We start from the raw sequence: 19,599 nt of genomic DNA, 5'->3' as shown, positions 1-19,599 counted from the left end.
GGAAATAGCATGAATAAAAAAATATTCGTTGGTTGCATAACATGTTTATTAATACTATTATCAACACCGGCGTCATCAAATGGTTTACATGGTACACTCGACTACTATTATAATGGCATTTTTGTTACAGAATCCCAAAATCCAGTTACTCCGAAACCACTTTTAAAAATAGGAGAGCCTTTCACTCTTCGAATGGAAGTGACATGTTACAAAAGAAATGCATTATCAGTTATGTTATATTCTATTGGAAATAGCGATTTTGACATAATAGAAGGACCAACATCACGTCTAGGGCAGTATACAGATGGAATAATAGAAGCAAATGAAACTCGGGTTTTTGAATGGACAGTTGCTCCGAATGATGAATGGGCCGGAGGGAGTACACCCATTAACTTTTACTACCAAATGACAGACTTGGATACTGCCAAAAAGATAACAAGTGGTGAATTCACCGCCGCCTACGTCACAATTTCCAACGAATACTACGAAGCTCCGGAAAAACCATCGGAATTGGTCAGTAGGCCTTCTAATGACAGCAGCTCTGCATCAACACCTGGATTTACGGTCCTGGTTGCGGTGTTTGCTTTGATCGCTGTGGTGGTGGGGAGGAGGGAGTAGACGGTCTTTCCATTACGAAGCTCAGAGCGCAAGAGATGCTTTTTGTCGGAGACAGTCTCTGAAAGGATATTGAGCCTGCAAAGAAGGCAGGAATGATCACTGCATATGCATCCTACGGTGACCGAAATATCAACGAACTTTATCATGCTGAAGCTGATTACATTTTAAATAATATTAAAGATATTTTCAGTGTAAAGGGTATAGAAATGCAACAGGACATAAGAATGTGAAAGTGGTAAGGGTGTGAAAGTGGTCTTAATTGAAATCTTAGGCGGTGAGGGGGAGATCGGTGGTAACAAGATACTCCTTGAACACAAGGGGACAAGGATATTCCTTGATTTTGGAATGAGCTTTAAGCAGAACGGCTTATTCTTCTCGGAATTCCTGAACCCCCGGAAATGTTCTGGACTTGGTGATCTCTTTGAGTTTGGGCTGCTGCCTGATATGGAAGGGATCTACAGGGAAGACTATCTTGCACATATGGGCAGACTCCCTGAGGAGAGGTCAGTTGATGCGGTGTTCCTGTCACATGCCCATGCAGACCATGCTCAGTATATTCATTTTCTAAGATGGGATATTCCTGTATATTGTACCGGGGCTAGCAAAATAATACTTGGGTGTCTTCAGGACACCGGGAGCAATACATTTTCAGATCTTATTGACGTCTGTGAGGCTTTCCGGTTCTATACTAACAGAAATGGTGGCCTTTCCAGAGTTGACCGGAAGAAAGAGGATTATATTCACAAAAGGGATCTTTGTGTAATGGAAGAGAACAAAAAAATATCAATTGGCAGTATTGAAGTGGAAATGGTCCCCGTGGACCATTCCCTGCCTGGAGCTTGTGGATTTATCATCTATACTGACGAGGGGAACATTGTCTACACCGGAGATATCAGGTTCCATGGCTTAAACGGACACCTCAGCAGGAGATTTGTTGAAAAGGCACGTGATGCAAGACCCAAATGGATGCTCTGTGAAGGCACCCGCATTGACAGTGACCATAGGGATAGCGAGGCAGAAGTCCAAAAAAAGATCAGTGAACTGATTTCCCGTTCTGAAGGAATGGTTTTTGTGGAGCATCCTATAAGGGATATCGACCGGACCAACAGCATCCTCAATGCTGCAAAAGAGAACGGAAGGCATTTTACAATCCCCCTGAAGCTTGCCCATCTTGTGGAATCCCTTGGTCCGCATTGCCCGTTCTGCCTGGATGATGTGAAAATCCTTGCACCAAGGAAGAAATGGGGCTTGATTAGTAAAACCGGTATGGCACAGGAACAGGTGGACCAGGATTATGCAAAATGGGAACGTGATTATATCTATCGTCCAAATTCCATCACATGTGAGGATCTAAGGGGATCTCCGGCAGGTTATGTTGTGTCTATGAGCATGTGGGAGATAGGTCAGCTGGCAGATATCAAACCTGCTGGTGCTCTGTGGATCAAATCCTCATGTGAGCCTTTCTGCGAGGAGATGGAGCTTGACGAAGCAAGGAAGATGAACTGGCTGGAGCACTTTGGGATCGGACATGAGAATGCTCATGCATCAGGCCATGCCAGCGGTGAGGAGCTGAGGGAGATGATAAGGGATATTAGGCCGGAGATATTGATCCCTGTTCATACGGAGAGGGTGGATATGTTTGAGGATCTTTGCAGGCACATTAAAAACGCAGATTAAAAAGACAGATTAAAACGATCATTGATAGTTATCAGTCTGCGCTTTTTTTCATCAATCTCTTGATCTCCCTGCCTTTAAGGTAGATCTCACCCAACTTACTTTTCCTGATCGCCAGGTTCTTGCTGTATTTCTCAGTTTCGATAAATCCAACATTACTAAGCTTTCTGATGTGATGGCTCAAACGTGATCTTTCGTTCCCAAAATCAGTTGTTCCTTTTTCAAGTTCAGGTTTTAATCTAAAGATCAATTCATCCACTGACCCGACACCATCCCCTATTTCCTCAAGCATAACAATTTGTTCTTTTGGAAGATCTTTTATCGGGAACAGGGGAATATCAAGAATACCCTTAAGTTGATATGAGTCTTTACCAGCATACTTTGGAATATCAGTATAGATTGGGACATCGCTTACAAGTGAGACAATGTATGCTGAGATGCCTATGTTCCTTAAACCGCCTGAGATGTTGATCTTGACAGTATTTCCTTCCCTGACCTCTTGCTCCATTATGTTAAGTATCTGCAAAGAGGAATCTATTACATTTTCCCTGTCGACCACTCTGCCTTGAACTTCAAAAGACTTAAAAGCCTGTGAAATATCACTAATGGCAGCCTGTACATCTTCGTGTTCTTCATCTCCTTTGTGCGTCAGAAGGATTATTTTATGGATTGGGAACTGCTTTAAACTTTCTATCAGTTTTGCTGATGAAAATCCTACAGGCACCAGATGAGTATGCACCTTTGCTTTTTCCATGATTGAACGTTATGTTTAATTCAATATAAATGTTTTTATTATAATCAGTATAGTTGATTAAGGGGAGCAGCAATGCCTCTCTTTCCCTGATAGACCCCGGGAATTGAGAATATGCAATATCTATCCTGTACTTTTTTACTTCTTTGCATTGGCCGTTGATACAAAATTCCTCTGATAATTAATAATCAAATATACAATTAAACATAAAATTTAAGTACTAGCTATGCATATAGGAGATTGCCTGTAAAGGCAGTGGTACGGCCCGCGCATGAGTGGGTGGGGGTAGCGATCGGGGTCCCGGACCTTGTGTCCGGGACCTTTCGATCCAATTGCACAGGACATCGCAGAACAGGGATTACGGAGGATTCACATGGAAAATATTGTTGGAGAAGTGCTGAGGGGAGTCAGACTGGGGAAGCTTGTCGAGTTCAGGAACATGGCTGTTGTGCCGATATGTCATGAAAGCACCATCGCTGGAGGATATATTACACTTAAAGAGGGACTTGAAGCAGGTAGCTTAACGATCCATGAGGTCAGTGTGCATGGATCTGTTCCTGAACTTGTAGCTGTGAACACAGGACATCTGCCGGTGCTGATACTTGACGGGGAGGAACTTGCAGGGGCAAAACAGAACCGTGCAGTGAACACCACTATACTGGTCCCCTCACTTTCGAAAGTGAACATACCTGTAAGCTGCACCGAGCAGGGGCGCTGGAGCTACAGTACAAAGACCTTCATGGATTCTGATGTGGTCATGTCTCACAGGACAAGGAAGAACAGAAGTGCCTCAGTTACCCGTAATCTGGTAAATGAGATGAGCTTTTGCTCTGACCAGGGCCAGGTATGGGAGAATATCCACAGTGAAGCATCTTTTGTAAATGCTTCATCAGCCACCGGTGCCATGCGGGATACCTTTGAGCATCTCAGGCCGAGACTGGAAGATTATGTTAACGCTTTTGCAGTAGTTGAAAAACAAAAAGGTTTCGTTGTTCTGGTCAACGGGAAACCCGTGGGCATGGAGATGATATCCAGTCATGAAAAGTATGCGCTGCTCCATGCAAAGCTCATGCGGTCCTATGCAACCGAAGCCATCTACAGTGAAGGGGAAAATGGCAGTTCAACGGCAGATGAAGCCAGGAAGTTCGTGAAAGAAGCAACATTATGCAGATCTGAATGCTACCCCTCGATCGGTCTTGGGGATGACTGGAGGTTCACCGGCAACGGTATGGTCGGTTCTGCTCTTGTGGTTAACGGGTCTGTGCTGCACTATGCGTTCTTCAGGAGTGAACATTCAGGAACTCATCGCTTTGAAGCTTCAAACGGCATGATGGACCCCGCAGGACGCAGGCAGTCCCGGTTTAGGAGAAACACGATGGATGAAGGGATGTCGTGTTAATCAGTGTGGTGCATGGAGAAACTGTCTGTCTTTGAGGATACCGGTTATCTCGATAAGTTCGAATTGTCAAGTGTGACAGACTGGTGAGCGCAAGGATCCTCAAAGAAAGGTTTTAGAGAATATATTGAAAGAAAATGGCAAATGGGATGATATTTCGGTTCTGAATACCACAAAGTTGTCTACACAGTTCAAATCTGGTAACTGGGATGCTGGATTCAAGGAAAAAATATCTAGTTTTTCGCATGAAGAAGAAACTATTACGGTTACAGTTTTGAAGAAAAAGCAATGATTTCCTTATCTATTTTTGTAGTTAGTTACTAGCCGTTTTTTGTAGTTTGCTTGTTCAATCTCTCTATCTTATCCTCACCAACGACATAGGAAAAGAAATCCACTCCATCCACAAGCTCACCATACTCCTTTAGCCATTCTTGAGGAACGCGCTTATCGTTACCAAATATCAAGAACTTGTGCTTGGCTCCAGTTTTCTCTAAAATCCATATGTGTTCTGCGATTGTGGCGAAACCTGCAGTTGATGTTCACGCTAAATTACATATCTTTCCTTTCTCATGTTCCTATTTATGTCAAAACAGATAATAGATTCCACTTTTCGGTCATTGAAGCAGGTTTCCAACCTGATCGACAAGCAAAATTATAAAGTTCAGTGGCAAATTCCGCAGACGATGTCTGCGCAATCCCAGGTATATGATATCCGTCAGCAATCTGCCGACCAATTCCCAAAATTCCAAATCACCCCCTTCAAATCCAACGGGATTAAAATCCAGACCTGCAAGGAAAAGCACCCATGAGAGACTACGATAAGCTGCTGGGATCTGTCACCGACATCGCCACTCAGATCCAGGAGCTCAACAGGCAGGCAGTGTACCAATACACGCCCATCGTCAATAGTATTATTCAGACAAAGAGCCGCGACATTTCCCACATTGAACGTACTCTTGACAGCCTGCTGGACTTCTGCGGTTACGATCCCGCCCTTCGATTATATCGCCAACTGTGCCGCTACTACTGGGATATCGACCCGGAGGCAACTGTGTCTTATATTAATGCTTATCGTGAGTTGTGGGATTCTGAAGATGGAATAGGGGATGTGGATTTGTGAATACGGGGTGTGTTATTGATAGTGCTCAGGCTGTATAAAGGTCAGGTAATCTAAAACAACCAGGAGGATTCGCATTAGCTGATAAGCAAACTTGAGGGGACATCAACAGCACAACCACACCGCCGCAGGCGGCACATTCCAAGCTGATACATAATTCCCCGAAACCGTCACTTCCTTGAAACCGATTATAGTATCCATGAGAATTTAGTTATCAAGCATGAAAGATATGGTCTTACGTAAGATCTCATCTTGCTTTAGTTGGATTTTCGGGGATATATTGGTTTTGAATAGAAAGCCTATTTTCATGACAAATTAATAACTTTCTTTATAATGGCAATGATCCTTGATCAATACTACCTTCATAAAGGTAACTATGATATACTCAAATTACCAATATACAGGTAATGGCACTGGAAGAGAGTAGCATTGAAGGCATCCTGAATGTCCTGTACGAGTACAATCCATGGTGGAAAAGCCGCCCTTTCACGGTACCACATTACAGGACCGGGTTATACGAGGATCTGATAAAGGAGCAGGATTCCCCTGAGATAGAGATAGTCTATGGCCCAAGACAGGTAGGCAAGACCGTCCTTATGAAGCAGATTATTCAATTCCTGCTTGATGAAGCAAGGGCACCTGCCCATAACATTCTGTATATATCAATGGATCATACATCCATCTCAACTCTCAGTGAAGAACCCATTAAAGATGTGCTGGATATTTTCACCAAATACGTACTGCCTCCTGAATCAGATAAAGCCTACATTTTTCTGGATGAGGTACAGGTGGTCAGTAATTGGAGCAATTACCTGAAACAGTACTATGATCTTGAGACAAAGGTAAAATTCTATCTTTCCGGCTCTTCGGTCTCCGAGATAGAAAAGGGAAGCTCGGAATCCCTGATAGGCAGGTCAAGGCTTCGTCGTATGTTACAGTGGAGCTTTGCTGATCACCTGCAATATCACTTGAAAGAAGAGAACAATCTCCACCTTCCTGATTCTTCGGTCGTGAGAGGTGCCCTCACAGGGAACGATCCCGACCTGCTCTATGAAGCCTTCCTGAAATATCGTGATGATCTGCTTCGCGTTGTTCCCGATATGAATTCCTATCTTACCAGCTACATCATCGCAGGCGGATATCCTGGTCTTTTCGGGGTCAACATGGATGATGCAAGAGATATCCTGATGGACCGCTTCATGCTTACACTGCACAAGGATATTATGCGAACCTTTGCTGTCAGGAACATCAAAGGTCTGGAGAACACGGTCATCAGGTGTGCCATGCAGAGCTGTCAGGTAACTGACTATCACAGTTTTGCAAAGGCTGTCGGCATCAAATATGACACGCTCATGGTGTATCTGGGCTATCTGTCGGATGTGTTCATGATATCAGAGTCTCATTTCTATTCAAAAAGCGACAGCACTTTTGCAAAGGGGAAAAAACTGTACCTGAGGGACCACAGCACCAGGAATGTACTTGTGGGCCTGCTCAACGCACGCTTGTTCGAGTTCGGTGAGGAGGTAGGCAAGACCGTTGAAACAATAGTACAGGACCACGCATCACGGCTTGCAGGAGCTTATAAGGGCCGTCCGAAGAGCTACTACTGGAAAGGCAAAAAGGAAGTGGACATAATAATCGAACCTTCTATAATTCCAATCCCTGTGGAAGTCAAATACCGCCAGGATCCCGGTGACATATCGGGTGTGAGGGATTTCATGAATGAGTTTGGTTCACCTTTTGGCATAGTTGTGACAAAGGACACGCTGAAGATTGCTGACAATGTGCTGTTCATACCGCTTGCCCTGTTCCTGCTGGTCTGCTGATACAGGAAGAATTGAGTGAGTGTATTTTTGATCGTAATTCATTCAGGGAGCCTTTCCTACTCCTTGAACCAGTGCATCCGGTATCAAGTACCGTTTTATTTGTTTAATTTTTCCAATCAGATGGATACAGCAAAGCCACTCATCAGAGTAGTCCTGTCACACATGGTATAAACCTGACATCAGAACACTAAGCTTCCTTTTAAGGCGAGGGTACCAGTAGGGAGCCGGTCCTGTGGCAGGGACAGGATATGTTTTTGCGTTTATCTTCATAAGAGTAGTGCAGCTCGGTCATTCATTCTCCTACTTCTTTTCCCGGGTCAGGAATGTAAGGCCTTTGGGCGTCAGGCTATAATTCTGCTTGCTGCTGCTTGGTTTTTCAGGGATTGTCATCTCAATGCATCCTGCATCCAGAGCAGGGTGGAGATAGTTATCCCTGAAGGTAGGACGATGCTTGATATTCAAAATACTGCGGAGTTCTCCGGAAGACTTTTCTCCATCCTGGAGTGATAGCAACAATTTTAGAATAGGACTGTCTGACTGGGTCGGTGACTGGGTCGGTGACTGGGTCGGTGACTGGGTCGGTGACTGGGTCGGTGACTGGACACCGGCTTGGTCTTTGGCTAAATAGCTTTCTGTTGGTACTTCTATGGATTTTGCCAGGTAGACTATGAACCTCACTATCATACCGATTTCAGTTATCTCCAGCCGGATAAATCTCAGGTAACTTAAAAAGAAGTGGAGGATTCGCATTAGTCGATAAACAAAAATGAGGTAATATAATCAGTACAGCCACACCGCCGCATGCGGCACATTCCACGCTTATACATAAAAAAATAAGCAAACATGTACTATGTGAAACACTCCGGTATTAAGTGAGTAAAGTTCAGGGGATTTTCAGAAAAATACTCTTTTACACATTACTCTCAAACGTAACTAATAGTTATGAAAAACACAAACAATAAATACTTACCAGACAGTAACTTACTGTATGGTAATATTCTTTGACCGCGTGAGAGAGCTGTCCAGGCTTGAAGAGATATACAGTGCTCCCTCTTCATCTTTAGTAGTATTCTATGGAAGGAGACGTGTGGGAAAAACTGAGCTCAGCAAGGAGTTTGTGAAAGGTAGGAAAAGTATTTACCTTTTTGTGGAAACAAAAAGCGAAGAGCTATTGCTGCGCGATCTGGAAATAGGACTGGGGAAAATAACGGGTATCAGGCCGCGCCTGGATACCTTTGATGATTTTTTCACCATACTGTTCGGGATGCAGGAAAAACTTGTGATAGTGCTTGACGAGTTCCAGAACTTTGCCAAAGTTAATCCCGAATTCTTTTCCAAGTTCCAGCGATACTGGGATGCTCATCACCGGGAGAGCATGCACATGTTCATAGTGATAGGCTCTTTTGTGGGTATGATGAAGAGGATCTTTGAGGAGAGCAAAGAGCCGCTTTTCGGGAGAGCTACCTGCCTGTTCAATATAAAGCCGTTCACTTTTGCAGACAGTTATGCTTTCCTGAACGGTCTTAAGCCTTTCAGGCTGGAAGAGGCTATGAAGACCTATTTCATGCTGGGTGGAGTGCCTAAATACCTGCTCCTTGCGGCTCAGTTCAGCGAGCCTGAAGCCCTTAGCGTTTTCAATAAACTCTTTGTGAACACACAGATACTTCTGGAAGAAGCAAAGAACATACTTGTCCTGGAGTTCGGATCAGAGCACAAGGGATATTTTTCCATCCTTGAAGCCATTGCTTCAGGCAAGGCTGTCCCTGCACATATTGCAGATTATACGGCAATGCCTAAGGGAACAGTTGGAAAATACCTTCATGAACTTGTATACCAGTATGAGATCGTGAAAAAGGAAGAGCCTGTAATATTTGGAGGGGCACGTAGTTCGAGATACTTCCTGCAGGACAATTTCTTTAATTTCTGGTTCAGGTTCATCTACAAGTATTACGGGACCTTTGAGATAGACCCCTATATGGCAGAAGAACTCGTCCGCAAAGACCTGAATACCTATTTCGGATATGCCTTTGAGGATGTGGCAAAAGAGATGCTCATCACGCTCAATAAACGGCAAAAGCTTCCATTCAGGTTCACAGGGATTGGAAAATGGTGGAAGAAAGAAACCGAGATAGACCTTATGGCTTTTGACAAAGCCAGTCGCAATGCATTGTTCTGCGAAGTAAAATGGAAAGATCTCTCAGGAAGAGAGGCTTTAAACATAATAGAAGGGCTGAAAGAAAAGACAAAGAAGGTCAATGGTACATGGAAGCAGGATTATTGCCTGATAGCCAGAAAGATAGAAGGCAAAGAAGATCTTCCTTTTCTTGCTTTTGACCTGGAAGATATCGGAAGAGAATTTACATTGCAGGGATAACTCCCCTTCTCTATTTAGGAAAGCGATGATTTGGAATAGTTGGAAGCAGAGAATTTTACTTCTGTTCCAGGGTTATTTCTGTTCATGGTCATAGTACTGCTTCAGGAGTGCAACATGCAGCCAGTATATCAATACACGCCCATCTCAACAGTATTATCCTGGCAAATAATCTAAAACGACCCGGAACAATTCTCATTAACTGATTAGCAAACGTGAGGTTACATAATTAGCACAACCACACCGCCGCAGGCGGCACAGTAAATCGCCATTTTTGTTAAAAGGAAGTAGCTATCTATCCAAAACCCCTGCATAATAAATGCTTGATAGATAAAGTAAATCAATAAAGTATATAGTCCAGAGCCAGCTTAACTATGAATATCAGATGAGATCTGGTGATAAACATCAGACATCTGCATCCAAAAGGAAGATCAAGAGGAAAACAATGGCTGATCAAGGTAAACGCACGACCCAGAAAGGAATGTTCTATGATGTTATGCGCATAGTGGTTGGAATAATAGGTTTATTCATACTTGCAAGGATAGCCGGGTTCATGTGAAGGGGTATCTGAAGCTCTGATGTATGAAATTAACCGTGTACTGATAAGATCAAGACATCTGCGATAATATTCAACAATATTCTAAAATGATGGAAATATAAATGATCAATATAGATGAATAGATCAACAATTGCAAAAAACGCCGGATAAAAAGTTAAGAGAAAGATACAGCTTCACAGAGAGCCTTCGTATGGGTTGTCGTTTCATGAAAAATAACAGGATAGTTACCATTCTGGTATTACTGATAACGATCCTTTCAGGATATGCCGCTGTTGTGGGGATCACGTCAGATGATGGCCCCGGGGAATATGAGTATACATCCATTCGCTCAGATGACATCACCATTTACGGGAAAGGCATCTACCAGCATATGTCCGCAGATGTGGCCATCCAGGGAATTGCACAGGATTACGTTACCCTTTTCATAGGAATTCCACTGCTGCTCATCGGATCCTTTCTTTTTGCAAAGAAGAGCATTAAAGGACAGCTGCTCTTATCAGGGACATTGATGTATTTTTTAGTGACCTATCTCTTCTACACTGCCATGGGCATGTACAATTCACTGTTCCTCTGTTACGTGCTCTTGCTATGCTTATCCTTCTTCGCTTTCATGCTCACTTTTTCCTCATTTGACCCGGGGAATATCGGCAAACTGTTCCGCTCACAGAGACTGCTGCAATATGCAGGCATATTCCTTGTGCTCAACAGCCTGATGGTCGCATCATTATGGCTGAGTATTATCATTCCTCCGCTTCTGGATGGCTCTGTCTATCCCGGTCAACTCCAGCATTACACAACATTGGTAGTCCAGGGATTCGATCTGGGTCTGCTGCTGCCCATAGCTATTGTATCAGGAGCACTTGCAGTAAAAAGGAACAGCTATGGATACCTTTTCACAACGATATATCTTATATTCCTGTCAATACTGATGGCTGCCCTGACCTCAAAGATAATATTCATGGCCAGCTCAGGGGAGAATGTCATCCCTGTCATATTCATTATGCCGGCCATCTGCCTGATATCAGTGGCCTTCTCTGCAGCCATCCTCAAACGAGTCGATCCCGGCAGCCTTTCAGAAGAGACCCATACCTGCACACATTAATTGCAAAGGACTGCCAATCCCATAGATGACAAGCATGTTATTTATCACTATGAATAGGCCCATAAAAGATATCATTTGCCTTCCCAGACCCCATAAGCTATGGTAGCCCATGTTCTTCAGATAGGCATATTCTATAAACAACAGGCACATGAAAAGCATTTTGATAACAGCGACTATCAGAAAACCATAGATCTCAATTAACCGGGCCATTATGAGATTTGCCTCATATCCCATACCCGTTTCAATGGCAAAGAAAGTTGTCAGCAGATCACCAAGCACATAGAAGAAAATGATATAGCGGACATCATAAAAAAAATCCTTTATATTCACATGCCATGACCATACATTGCTGTAAGCAAGCCCTTGTCCTCTGAAAATGTCCAAACATAACTCCCCAGTATATAGTAAGTATGGCAGCTGTTAAAGGCTTGAGAAACATTGTTCCGGAACATAGTTATTCAACCTGGTCCGAAACAAAATTATTCAGTTGACTATTTGATGAAAGGGTCAAAAAAGAAGTGTGCAGTGGTAGTGATGCAAACATCGCCAAAGATCCCTGCAAATAGCATCGATGATATGTTCGATAAACAAAGACATCATCTTTAGAAGCTGAAGGATCAACCTTTTAGCTTATTGGTCCTTAAAAGGCTGCTTTTCCTGCTTGCAGATCCGCATAATAGTATCCCTGCCGGTAATTAACGCCACTGGAAGCCCACCCGGTGGCTGGAGCCACTGTCCGGACAAAAAAATATTGTTAAGGCCTTTTATCCGTCCTGTGTGTGCCATCATCTTTCCCCGGGTTGTAGGTAAGAATGACATGAAAGCACCCCTGTAGGCATTACAGTACCTCTCATATGTCTTTGGAGTGGCAACATCAAGCAATTTGAGCTTGCCCCTCATTTGGGGAAAACGTGTAATCATAGCCTCCATGACAGCGTTGCCTATTCTGTCCTTTTCCTTCGCATATGCCACAGGATCCCGTGCCAGGCTATCCCATGCATCGTAATCAGAATGGAACTGGTTGATGGCACAAGTGATCAGGGTGTGTCCCTGTGGAGCAAAGAAAGGTTCATAATGATAGTTCGTAATGGTCAAAAGGTCTATTGGCTGCTGGTTTATCTCAAATGGAAGGATTGGAAAACGCAGGGTTCGGGGAAGGTCATCCATGCTGCCTTCATAACCCACCGCTACATAGACATTCGAAGCCAGGGGATAAGCCTGAGGATCGTTGTATCGCATTTCAAAGTCATTGTCTGTGTATTCACCCTTCAGCAATGTTTTATAAAGCACATGTGGATCACATGCCGCAATGAAATGATCGGCTTCAAACTCCCTGCCGTCCTTGCAGATGACATGATGTACCTTCTTGTTGTCATGGACAATGCCGGCTACCTCAGATAAGGGTTCAATTGTTCCACCTAACGAAAGATAACGTGCTTGCATGCGCATTACAAGCGCTTTGGAACCACCGCATGGAATGGAGGCCTGGTCACTGGTAAAGGTTGCAAGTGCGAAGAAAACAGATAGAGCACTATAACCTTCCGGCAAAAAGGAAGCAAGGGCCTCTCGCAGTGCGGGGTGCCTGAAGTTTTGCGCATAGTCCTTCAAACTGACCTTGCTGTACTTGTGCATGACCATGCCCACATCTCTCATAGAGAGCATGAACCTTATCCTTTCAAACAATGACATAAGGTCCTGGGGTTTTCCAACAGGTACCTCAAATGACTGTAATTTCTCGATTGTATTGCAGAACTCCCGGATAGCAGATTCGTCTGTTGGTGACATACGGGTCCAGCTGGACCTCAGCCGGTCAAGGTCCCGGTACAGGTGCACCCTTTGGCCGTTGTGCTCAAAAACTAAAAAGCTCTCGGGATGATAGACCTCAACCCCATCAAGTGCGCCCACGGTTTTCCAGAGATCATTGACCGATGTTCCTTCTTTTGTTCCCACAAGCCAGTGAATGCACCCATCGATGTGATATCCATGCCGGTTCCAGCCTGTACATTCCCCACCCATTACGGGATTCTTTTCCAGTATGATGCTTGTAAAACCATTCTTCTGGGCAAAGACACCTGCACTCAGCCCGGCAATACCCCCTCCGATGATAACTATCCTTTTCATTTTTTCTTCACCCTTTGTTTCATCTGTTGTACAAGCAGGAGTTCTTCTCCCACCTCCAGAAGAATGTTCTCTATCTCCTGCTCGCCTATCAAGGAATACAGATGCCCATTGGCAACCATTACCGAGAGCCCCGTTTGGAATATCCTCATTTTTAGGAGCAATCGCTTACGTTCATCCAATGACAGGCCATACATACCTTCATCCCCGGCAAGTGCTTTGGCCATTTCATCCTGGAATGATTCATTAGAAGCCATGTGTGGATTATTCTGCATTACAATCTCACGGAAAAGAACAGGATACTCACGTGCAAAAGAAAGACTGGCCTTCCCGATATTTTCAAAGAGATGCGGACCTTCCTGTCGGGAAAGCAGGTCGCCTGACATGGCAAAAACACGCTCCACCACTGCTGCTATCAGATCATCTATGGTTGTGAAATTGACATATATCGGTGCAACTGAACAATCAAGTCTCCTGGCAACACTTCGTGCAGTTATACCACTTAAGCCTTCTTCTTTTGCAATGGCAAAGGCAGCCTCAACAATATCTTCCTTATTGAATTTTGTCCGTGCAGGCATAGAAACTCCCTGAAATAAGAGATATAATATAACAGTTGTTAGGTAACATTTGTAATATAACATATGTTATATAACACTTGTCATGTATGGATTGTTTCATTGGCCCTGTTCACACAGGCTGATTATAACTGACCTAATGCAGATATGACACTTCTCTTGCGTACTTTAAACCACTGATCATTCCTTTCCCAAAATATCCCGGAGTTTCAGAATAGCCGTTGTCGGAGGCACCTTTTTTGGACACACGCTCACACAGTTATAAACTACATCACACCCCCATATGCCTTCTTTTGAATCCACCCGGGCAAGAAGGTCTGCAAGGTCCTCTTTGTTGCTGCGCGGATCCAGGTAAAAACGCCATGCTTTTGCCAGTGCTGCAGGTCCCGGATACCTCCCGTCCCTTGCTGCTGCCGGGCAGCTTCCATGGCATGTGGAACAAAGTATGCAGTTTGTGTATCTCTCGATCTGCATCTGCAGGTCAGGATCGATGATATTCTCTTCCGGGGACTTACCATCGGGTATGTTTATCCAGGGTTTGATAGAATCCACAAGCCTGTAAAAGTGTTCCATGTCAACTACAAGGTCCCTGATAACCGTTAAGTTCGGGAGAGGTTCCACAAGGACCTCTTCCTTCCTGGCATCCTGAGGACCTTTTTTGAGAAGGATCCGGTGCTTATCAGAATCCTCGATCACCTCTCCTTTGACATCTGACAACTGGGTCCTGCAAGCAAGTCCAGGCCTTCGGTTTATGAGCATTGCACAACTTCCGCACACTGCACCCCTGCACGAATACCTGAAACACAGGCTGCCATCCAGTCTTTCCTGGACCTGGAACAATGCCTCCAGCACGGTCATCCCGGGCCTTTCCTCCACTTCAAAGGTATCATACCATTTCCTTTTCCCATCCTGCCTTCCAATAGTGATCCTTACCATCAGTATTCCCTCCTTTGCGGCTGGAACATGCCGATATTCACTGCTTTGTACTCAAGGCGGGGTTGATCATCTTTATAGGCAAGGGTATGCTTAAGCCAGTTCCCATCATCCCTTTCAAGGTGATCGGTACGGTAATGTGCACCCCTGCTCTCTTCCCTTGCAAGTGCACCCATTGTTATGACATGTCCAAGTTCAAGCATGCCTTTCAGTTCAAGGGCATTCATCAGTTCCAGATTAAAGACTTTGACCTGGCTTTTGACCTTAAGCCTTGATGCTCTCTTCTTAAGCTTGCTTATCTCTTCCAGGGCATGTTCCAGACCCTGCCTGTTCCTGAATATCCCCACATATTGCTGCATGACAGACTGCAGTTCATCCCTTATAGTGGCAAAACTTTCCCCTTCACCGGTCATCAGATCCTCTATTTCCTTTTCTGATTCTCTTTTTATCTTCCCGGCCACATCCAGGGATACGTCTTCATCCCCCCTCCCGGACAAGCGCACGTGCTCAGCTGCAGCAGCTCCCGCACGTCTTCCAAAGACAACCGTGTCAAGAAGTGAATTCCCACCCAGCCTGTTGGCCCCGTGAACGCTTATGCATGCACACTCGCCTATGGCATAAAGACCTGGAATCGGGGTCCTTCCATTTACCTCAGAGCTGACCCCGCCCATTGAATAATGCTGCCCCGGCTGCACAGGTATGGGCTGCCTGACAGGGTCTATGCCTGCAAAGTCCACTGATATCTGCCTGATACCGGCAAGGCGCTTATTTATTCTATCCTTTCCAAGATGTGTCAGGTCAAGATGAACAAATCCACCGGGGAATCCCCGTCCTTCATCGATCTCCTTTTGAATGGCCCTGGCAACAATGTCCCTGGGTGCAAGTTCCATGGAGCCTTTTGCATATCTTTCCATGAAACGCTCATTATCCTTGTTCAAAAGGTATCCGCCCTCTCCGCGTGCTCCTTCTGTGATCAGGATATTTGTTCCAAAAAGAGTTGTTGGGTGGAACTGTACGAATTCCATATCCTCAAGCGGAACACCGGCATCGTATGCCAGACTGATACCGTGACCCCTGTTGATTATGGCGTTTGTGGACCGCTGGTATATCCTTCCGTATCCACCGGTTGCAAGGATGGTTGCCCCTGACCTGAAGGCAACGATCTTCGAATCGGCCATGTTCATTGCAATACAGCCCAAACACATGCCTTTATCGACAAGCATTTTCGTCACGAACCACTCACTGTATATTCTGATATTACGCTTTATGACCTGTTCGTACAGCGTATGTAACAGATTATGCCCTGTCCGATCCCCTGCAAAGCATGTTCTCGGGAATCCTGCTCCGCCAAAGGGACGCTGGGCTATCTTCCCGTTCTCCCGGCGTGAGAAGTTACATCCCCAGTTCTCCATTTCAATGACCCTCTCAGGAGCTTCTTTACAAAGCACCTCCACCGTATCCTGGTCAGCAAGATAATCGCTTCCCTTTATGGTATCAAAGGCATGTGACTCCCAGCTATCTTCCGATCCAAGAGAAGCATTGATGCCACCCTGTGCAGCACCGGAGTGACTGCGGATAGGATGTACTTTTGAGATAACTGCAACATCCATTCCCAGATCATGTACCTCAATTGCTGCCCTGAGCCCGGCAAGCCCGCCACCGATGATCATTACATCATGGCTTATCTGATCATTGTTCCTTGTTCTCTCTATCATTTTCAACCCCTGTCAGTTTGATCGGGTCCAGCAGTTCCCCGATCTTTTCATCCGGCAGGATACCCGTTTGTGCAACTATTTCCCTGATAGAACGGTTCTCCCTGTGTGCCCTGTAAGCTATCTGTGCAGCTTCCTCATAACCAATTACAGGAGCAAGTGATGTCACCAGTGCAAGGCTGGACGCTGCAAGCTCTTCACACCGTTTTGTGTCAGCACCCAGATGATCGAGGCATCTGCTGTTAAATGAAGCGATTGCACCTGTAAATATCCTGACAGACCTGAGAAGATTGTGCGCCATAAGCGGAGTGAATACATTCAGCTCAAGCTGTCCTGCCTGTGCACCCATCATTATTGCTGTGTCGTTACCCATCACCTGAAAGCAGGCCATATTGAGCATTTCAGCCATTACAGGATTGACCTTACCAGGCATTATAGAGGATCCGGGTTGCACAGGCTTGAGTTTAATTTCCCCCAGCCCCGCCCTTGGCCCACTTGAAAGGAGACGGATATCATTTGCTATCTTCGTGAGGCTTACCGCAAGACCCCTGAGAGCGGAAGAACATGCCAGGATAGCACCGGCGCCCTGGGTAGCCTCAAACGCATTTTCGGCAAGCCTGAACTCTGCCCCTGTTATTGACCTTATCTCCCTGATGGCGATGGCCGGAAAACCCGCAGGTGCATTCAATCCGGTTCCCACAGCAGTCCCGCCCATGTTCAGCTCAAGCAGGCCATCCAGGGATGTGACAATCCGTTCCCTGTCAAGTTCCACCATCCTGGCATATGCGCTGAACTCCTGGCCCAGTGTCAGTGGAACAGCATCCTGCAGATGTGTCCTTCCTGGCTTGACCACCTGCATGAACTCAGAGGACCTGGCATTGAGAAGTCCCAGGAGTTCACCGATCACAGGTAAAAGGTCCCCTGTCAGGCTTTCGACCGCTGCTATATGCATAGCTGTGTGGATAGTATCATTGGAGGACTGGGACATGTTCACATGGTCGTTGGGATGGATGATATCATATCGCCCCATTTCATATCCCATTATCCCAAGTGCCCGGTTGGCAATCACCTCATTTGCATTCATATTCTGGGAAGTGCCTGCACCGGACTGGAAAGCATCGACCACGAAATGCTCCACAAGATCACCTTTCCTGACTTCAGATGCAGCTTTTACTATTGAGCTGCCGATAAGAGGATCAAGTTTACCCAGTTCCATGTTCGCCTTTGCAGATGCCATTTTTACAGCCGCCTGGGCCCTTATGAACTCAGGAGGAAGACGCTCGCCACTAACCTTAAAATTAGCAACGGCTCTGGCGGTCTGCGGACCATAATAAACATCATCCGGTATCTTCACCACTCCCAGAGTATCCTTTTCAGATCTTAGCACAGAATCACCCCTATCCCTTCATATATTTTCATCAATACTTAATCATTTTATCTATTGGTCCTTGTGTAGAGTGTTGCAAATGTAGTGTGACTCTTATATAATGTGGCCGCATTGTTTGTATGGGGAAAGCATGTTAAAGACACGCCTTGCAGATAACCGGTCAGCATCCGCTTTTTTATTGCTTGCATTGCTCATTGTGATCCTGGCTCTTGCCCTGTTCACCTCGGGATGTCTTGGCTCCCAGAGAGATCATGACCTGCCACAGGCCGAGGGACTTTCCACATCAGACAATGACTATCCCCGTGTATCGGTACTTGCTGATGACCTGGAGATACCCTGGGCCCTTGATTTTCTTCCTGATGGAAGTATCATCTTCACTGAAAGACCTGGAAAAGTGCGCCTTATAGACAATGAAGAGGGACTGCTTCCTCTTCCACTGGCAACCCTGGACGATGTTGTTCACGTGGGTGAAGGAGGATTGCTTGGTATTGCCGTGCATCCTGAATTTGAAGATAATCAATTCATATACCTGTATTATACCTACAGGGATGGAGAACGCCTTTACAACAGGGTCATAAGGTATACCATAGCTGACCGTGAACTGAGCGGCCAGGAGATCATCATTGACCGCATCCCGGCAGGCAGGATACACAACGGTGGCAGGATCCGGTTCGGACCTGATGGTCTTTTGTACGTCTGTACCGGGGACGCCGGTGAGCCTTCTCTGGCACAGGATACTGCCTCACTTGCCGGGAAGATACTCCGACTCACAGATACCGGTAACATCCCTGAAGACAATCCGCTGCAGGATTTACCGGTCTACAGTTTTGGCCATCGCAATCCTCAGGGAATTGCCTGGGATGAACATGGCAGATTGTGGGCAACAGAGCATGGACCTACCGCAAGGGACGAGCTGAACGTTATAAATCCCGGGAAGAACTACGGATGGCCTGTGATCACCGGTGATGATACTGCTGAAGGTATGGAATCACCTGTCATCCATAGCGGCTGGCAGACATGGGCACCATCGGGAGTGTCATATCTTAAGGGATCCGTATTCTTTACAGGACTGCGTGGCCAGAGCCTTTATGAAGCTGAAGTATCGGTCCTGGAAGATGAAAGGATCTCTGTAGAGCTGCATGAGCATTTTGCAGGCGATTTCGGAAGGCTCAGGGATGTTGTTGCCGGACCGGATGGTAATCTCTACATGCTCACAAATAACCGGGACGGAAGAGGAAGGACAATTGCCGGCGATGACAGGATGATCAGGGTAAATCCCGGCCTGCTGTGAACAGGGTACTTTGCAGCACGATGCAATTCAAAAAGGGTCTCACAAAAATATTAATCCGGATATTAACCTGAAATCAGGTATCAAATCAGGCATCTATCCTTAAGTATATAAATAATGTTAAACAATTTAAATTTATTAAAAAGGTACTTATATGTAAAAATACAATATC

The 19,599-nt window shown here is 45.3% G+C and carries 18 protein-coding genes; 9 read left to right on the top strand and 9 right to left on the bottom strand.

The genetic code is table 11. The features are described from left to right. Positions 1–9: 9 nt before the first annotated feature. Together V7O64_RS00645 and V7O64_RS00640 are read left to right on the top strand one after the other, a co-directional pair. Complete coding sequence (locus V7O64_RS00645; RefSeq protein ID WP_407356107.1) at positions 10–618, top strand: sarcinarray family MAST domain-containing protein; 609 nt, start codon at positions 10–12, stop codon at positions 616–618. A gap of 249 nt (positions 619–867) precedes the next feature. Next, complete coding sequence (locus V7O64_RS00640; RefSeq protein WP_407356106.1) at positions 868–2,295, top strand: MBL fold metallo-hydrolase; 1,428 nt, start codon at positions 868–870, stop codon at positions 2,293–2,295. 31 nt (positions 2,296–2,326) lie between these two features. On the opposite strand, the gene V7O64_RS00635 is transcribed toward V7O64_RS00640, so the two are convergent. Further along, positions 2,327–3,046 carry a DUF6293 family protein gene (locus V7O64_RS00635; RefSeq protein ID WP_407356105.1) on the bottom strand — a complete coding sequence of 240 codons (720 nt, stop codon included), beginning with the start codon at positions 3,044–3,046 and terminating at the stop codon, positions 2,327–2,329. 370 nt (positions 3,047–3,416) lie between these two features. Between V7O64_RS00635 and V7O64_RS00630 the strand changes: the two genes are divergently transcribed. Both V7O64_RS00630 and V7O64_RS00625 read left to right on the top strand, forming a co-directional pair. Beyond that, positions 3,417–4,442, top strand: a complete 1,026-nt coding sequence (locus V7O64_RS00630) for an ARPP-1 family domain-containing protein (RefSeq protein ID WP_407356104.1) — start codon at positions 3,417–3,419, stop codon at positions 4,440–4,442. A 124-nt stretch (positions 4,443–4,566) separates the two neighbouring features. After that, complete coding sequence (locus V7O64_RS00625; RefSeq protein ID WP_407356103.1) at positions 4,567–4,731, top strand: hypothetical protein; 165 nt, start codon at positions 4,567–4,569, stop codon at positions 4,729–4,731. A 28-nt stretch (positions 4,732–4,759) separates the two neighbouring features. Here the strand turns inward: V7O64_RS00625 and V7O64_RS00620 are convergent, their stop codons facing one another. Then, positions 4,760–4,903 (bottom strand): hypothetical protein, encoded by a 144-nt coding sequence (locus tag V7O64_RS00620; RefSeq protein ID WP_407356102.1) that lies wholly within the window; start codon positions 4,901–4,903, stop codon positions 4,760–4,762. A 341-nt stretch (positions 4,904–5,244) separates the two neighbouring features. On the opposite strand from V7O64_RS00620, the gene V7O64_RS00615 reads away from it, so the two are divergent. Together V7O64_RS00615 and V7O64_RS00610 are read left to right on the top strand one after the other, a co-directional pair. Further along, on the top strand, positions 5,245–5,559 hold the full coding sequence (locus tag V7O64_RS00615; protein ID WP_407356101.1) for a hypothetical protein: 315 nt from the start codon (positions 5,245–5,247) through the stop codon (positions 5,557–5,559). A gap of 404 nt (positions 5,560–5,963) precedes the next feature. Continuing rightward, entirely contained in the window at positions 5,964–7,382 is a 1,419-nt protein-coding gene (locus V7O64_RS00610; RefSeq protein ID WP_407356100.1) for an ATP-binding protein, read from the top strand. Between the two features lie 300 nt (positions 7,383–7,682). Here V7O64_RS00610 and V7O64_RS00605 read toward each other — a convergent pair whose 3' ends face one another. After that, complete coding sequence (locus V7O64_RS00605; protein WP_407356099.1) at positions 7,683–8,132, bottom strand: Fic family protein; 450 nt, start codon at positions 8,130–8,132, stop codon at positions 7,683–7,685. 238 nt (positions 8,133–8,370) lie between these two features. Between V7O64_RS00605 and V7O64_RS00600 the strand changes: the two genes are divergently transcribed. Then, the gene (locus V7O64_RS00600) at positions 8,371–9,756 is read left to right on the top strand and encodes an ATP-binding protein (RefSeq protein ID WP_407356098.1); all 1,386 of its coding nucleotides are present in this window, start codon (positions 8,371–8,373) and stop codon (positions 9,754–9,756) included. Positions 9,757–10,517: 761 nt separating this feature from the next. After that, positions 10,518–11,414 carry a hypothetical protein gene (locus V7O64_RS00595; protein ID WP_407356097.1) on the top strand — a complete coding sequence of 299 codons (897 nt, stop codon included), beginning with the start codon at positions 10,518–10,520 and terminating at the stop codon, positions 11,412–11,414. Here the strand turns inward: V7O64_RS00595 and V7O64_RS00590 are convergent. The 6 genes from V7O64_RS00590 to V7O64_RS00565 form a co-directional block, all read right to left on the bottom strand. After that, positions 11,385–11,798, bottom strand: a complete 414-nt coding sequence (locus V7O64_RS00590) for a DUF5658 family protein (RefSeq protein ID WP_407356096.1) — start codon at positions 11,796–11,798, stop codon at positions 11,385–11,387. The two genes, V7O64_RS00595 and V7O64_RS00590, sit on opposite strands and share 30 nt — an antisense overlap. Positions 11,799–12,044: 246 nt before the next feature. Then, a complete protein-coding gene (locus V7O64_RS00585) occupies positions 12,045–13,535 on the bottom strand; it encodes a phytoene desaturase family protein (protein WP_407356095.1) in 1,491 nt (496 codons plus the stop codon). After that, positions 13,532–14,110 (bottom strand): TetR/AcrR family transcriptional regulator, encoded by a 579-nt coding sequence (locus V7O64_RS00580; RefSeq protein ID WP_407356094.1) that lies wholly within the window; start codon positions 14,108–14,110, stop codon positions 13,532–13,534. The genes V7O64_RS00585 and V7O64_RS00580 overlap by 4 nt, the downstream gene beginning before the upstream one ends. 177 nt (positions 14,111–14,287) lie before the next feature. Next, entirely contained in the window at positions 14,288–15,043 is a 756-nt protein-coding gene (locus V7O64_RS00575) for a succinate dehydrogenase/fumarate reductase iron-sulfur subunit (RefSeq protein ID WP_407356093.1), read from the bottom strand. After that, a complete protein-coding gene (locus tag V7O64_RS00570) occupies positions 15,043–16,755 on the bottom strand; it encodes an FAD-binding protein (protein WP_407356092.1) in 1,713 nt (570 codons plus the stop codon). Before V7O64_RS00570 ends, V7O64_RS00575 begins: the two co-directional genes overlap by 1 nt. Then, the gene (locus V7O64_RS00565; protein WP_407356091.1) at positions 16,730–18,139 is read right to left on the bottom strand and encodes a class II fumarate hydratase; all 1,410 of its coding nucleotides are present in this window, start codon (positions 18,137–18,139) and stop codon (positions 16,730–16,732) included. Before V7O64_RS00565 ends, V7O64_RS00570 begins: the two co-directional genes overlap by 26 nt. 130 nt (positions 18,140–18,269) lie before the next feature. Here V7O64_RS00565 and V7O64_RS00560 point away from each other — a divergent pair, with 130 nt between their 5' ends. Beyond that, on the top strand, positions 18,270–19,430 hold the full coding sequence (locus V7O64_RS00560) for a PQQ-dependent sugar dehydrogenase (RefSeq protein WP_407356090.1): 1,161 nt from the start codon (positions 18,270–18,272) through the stop codon (positions 19,428–19,430). The last annotated feature ends 169 nt before the right edge of the window (positions 19,431–19,599 follow it).

This window comes from Methanolobus sp. WCC5, from assembly GCF_045690325.1.
In the GTDB taxonomy this organism is placed as follows: Archaea; Halobacteriota; Methanosarcinia; order Methanosarcinales; family Methanosarcinaceae; genus Methanolobus.
The sequence above is the reverse complement of the archived record's forward strand: the minus strand, read 5'-3'. Positions and strand labels throughout refer to the sequence as shown.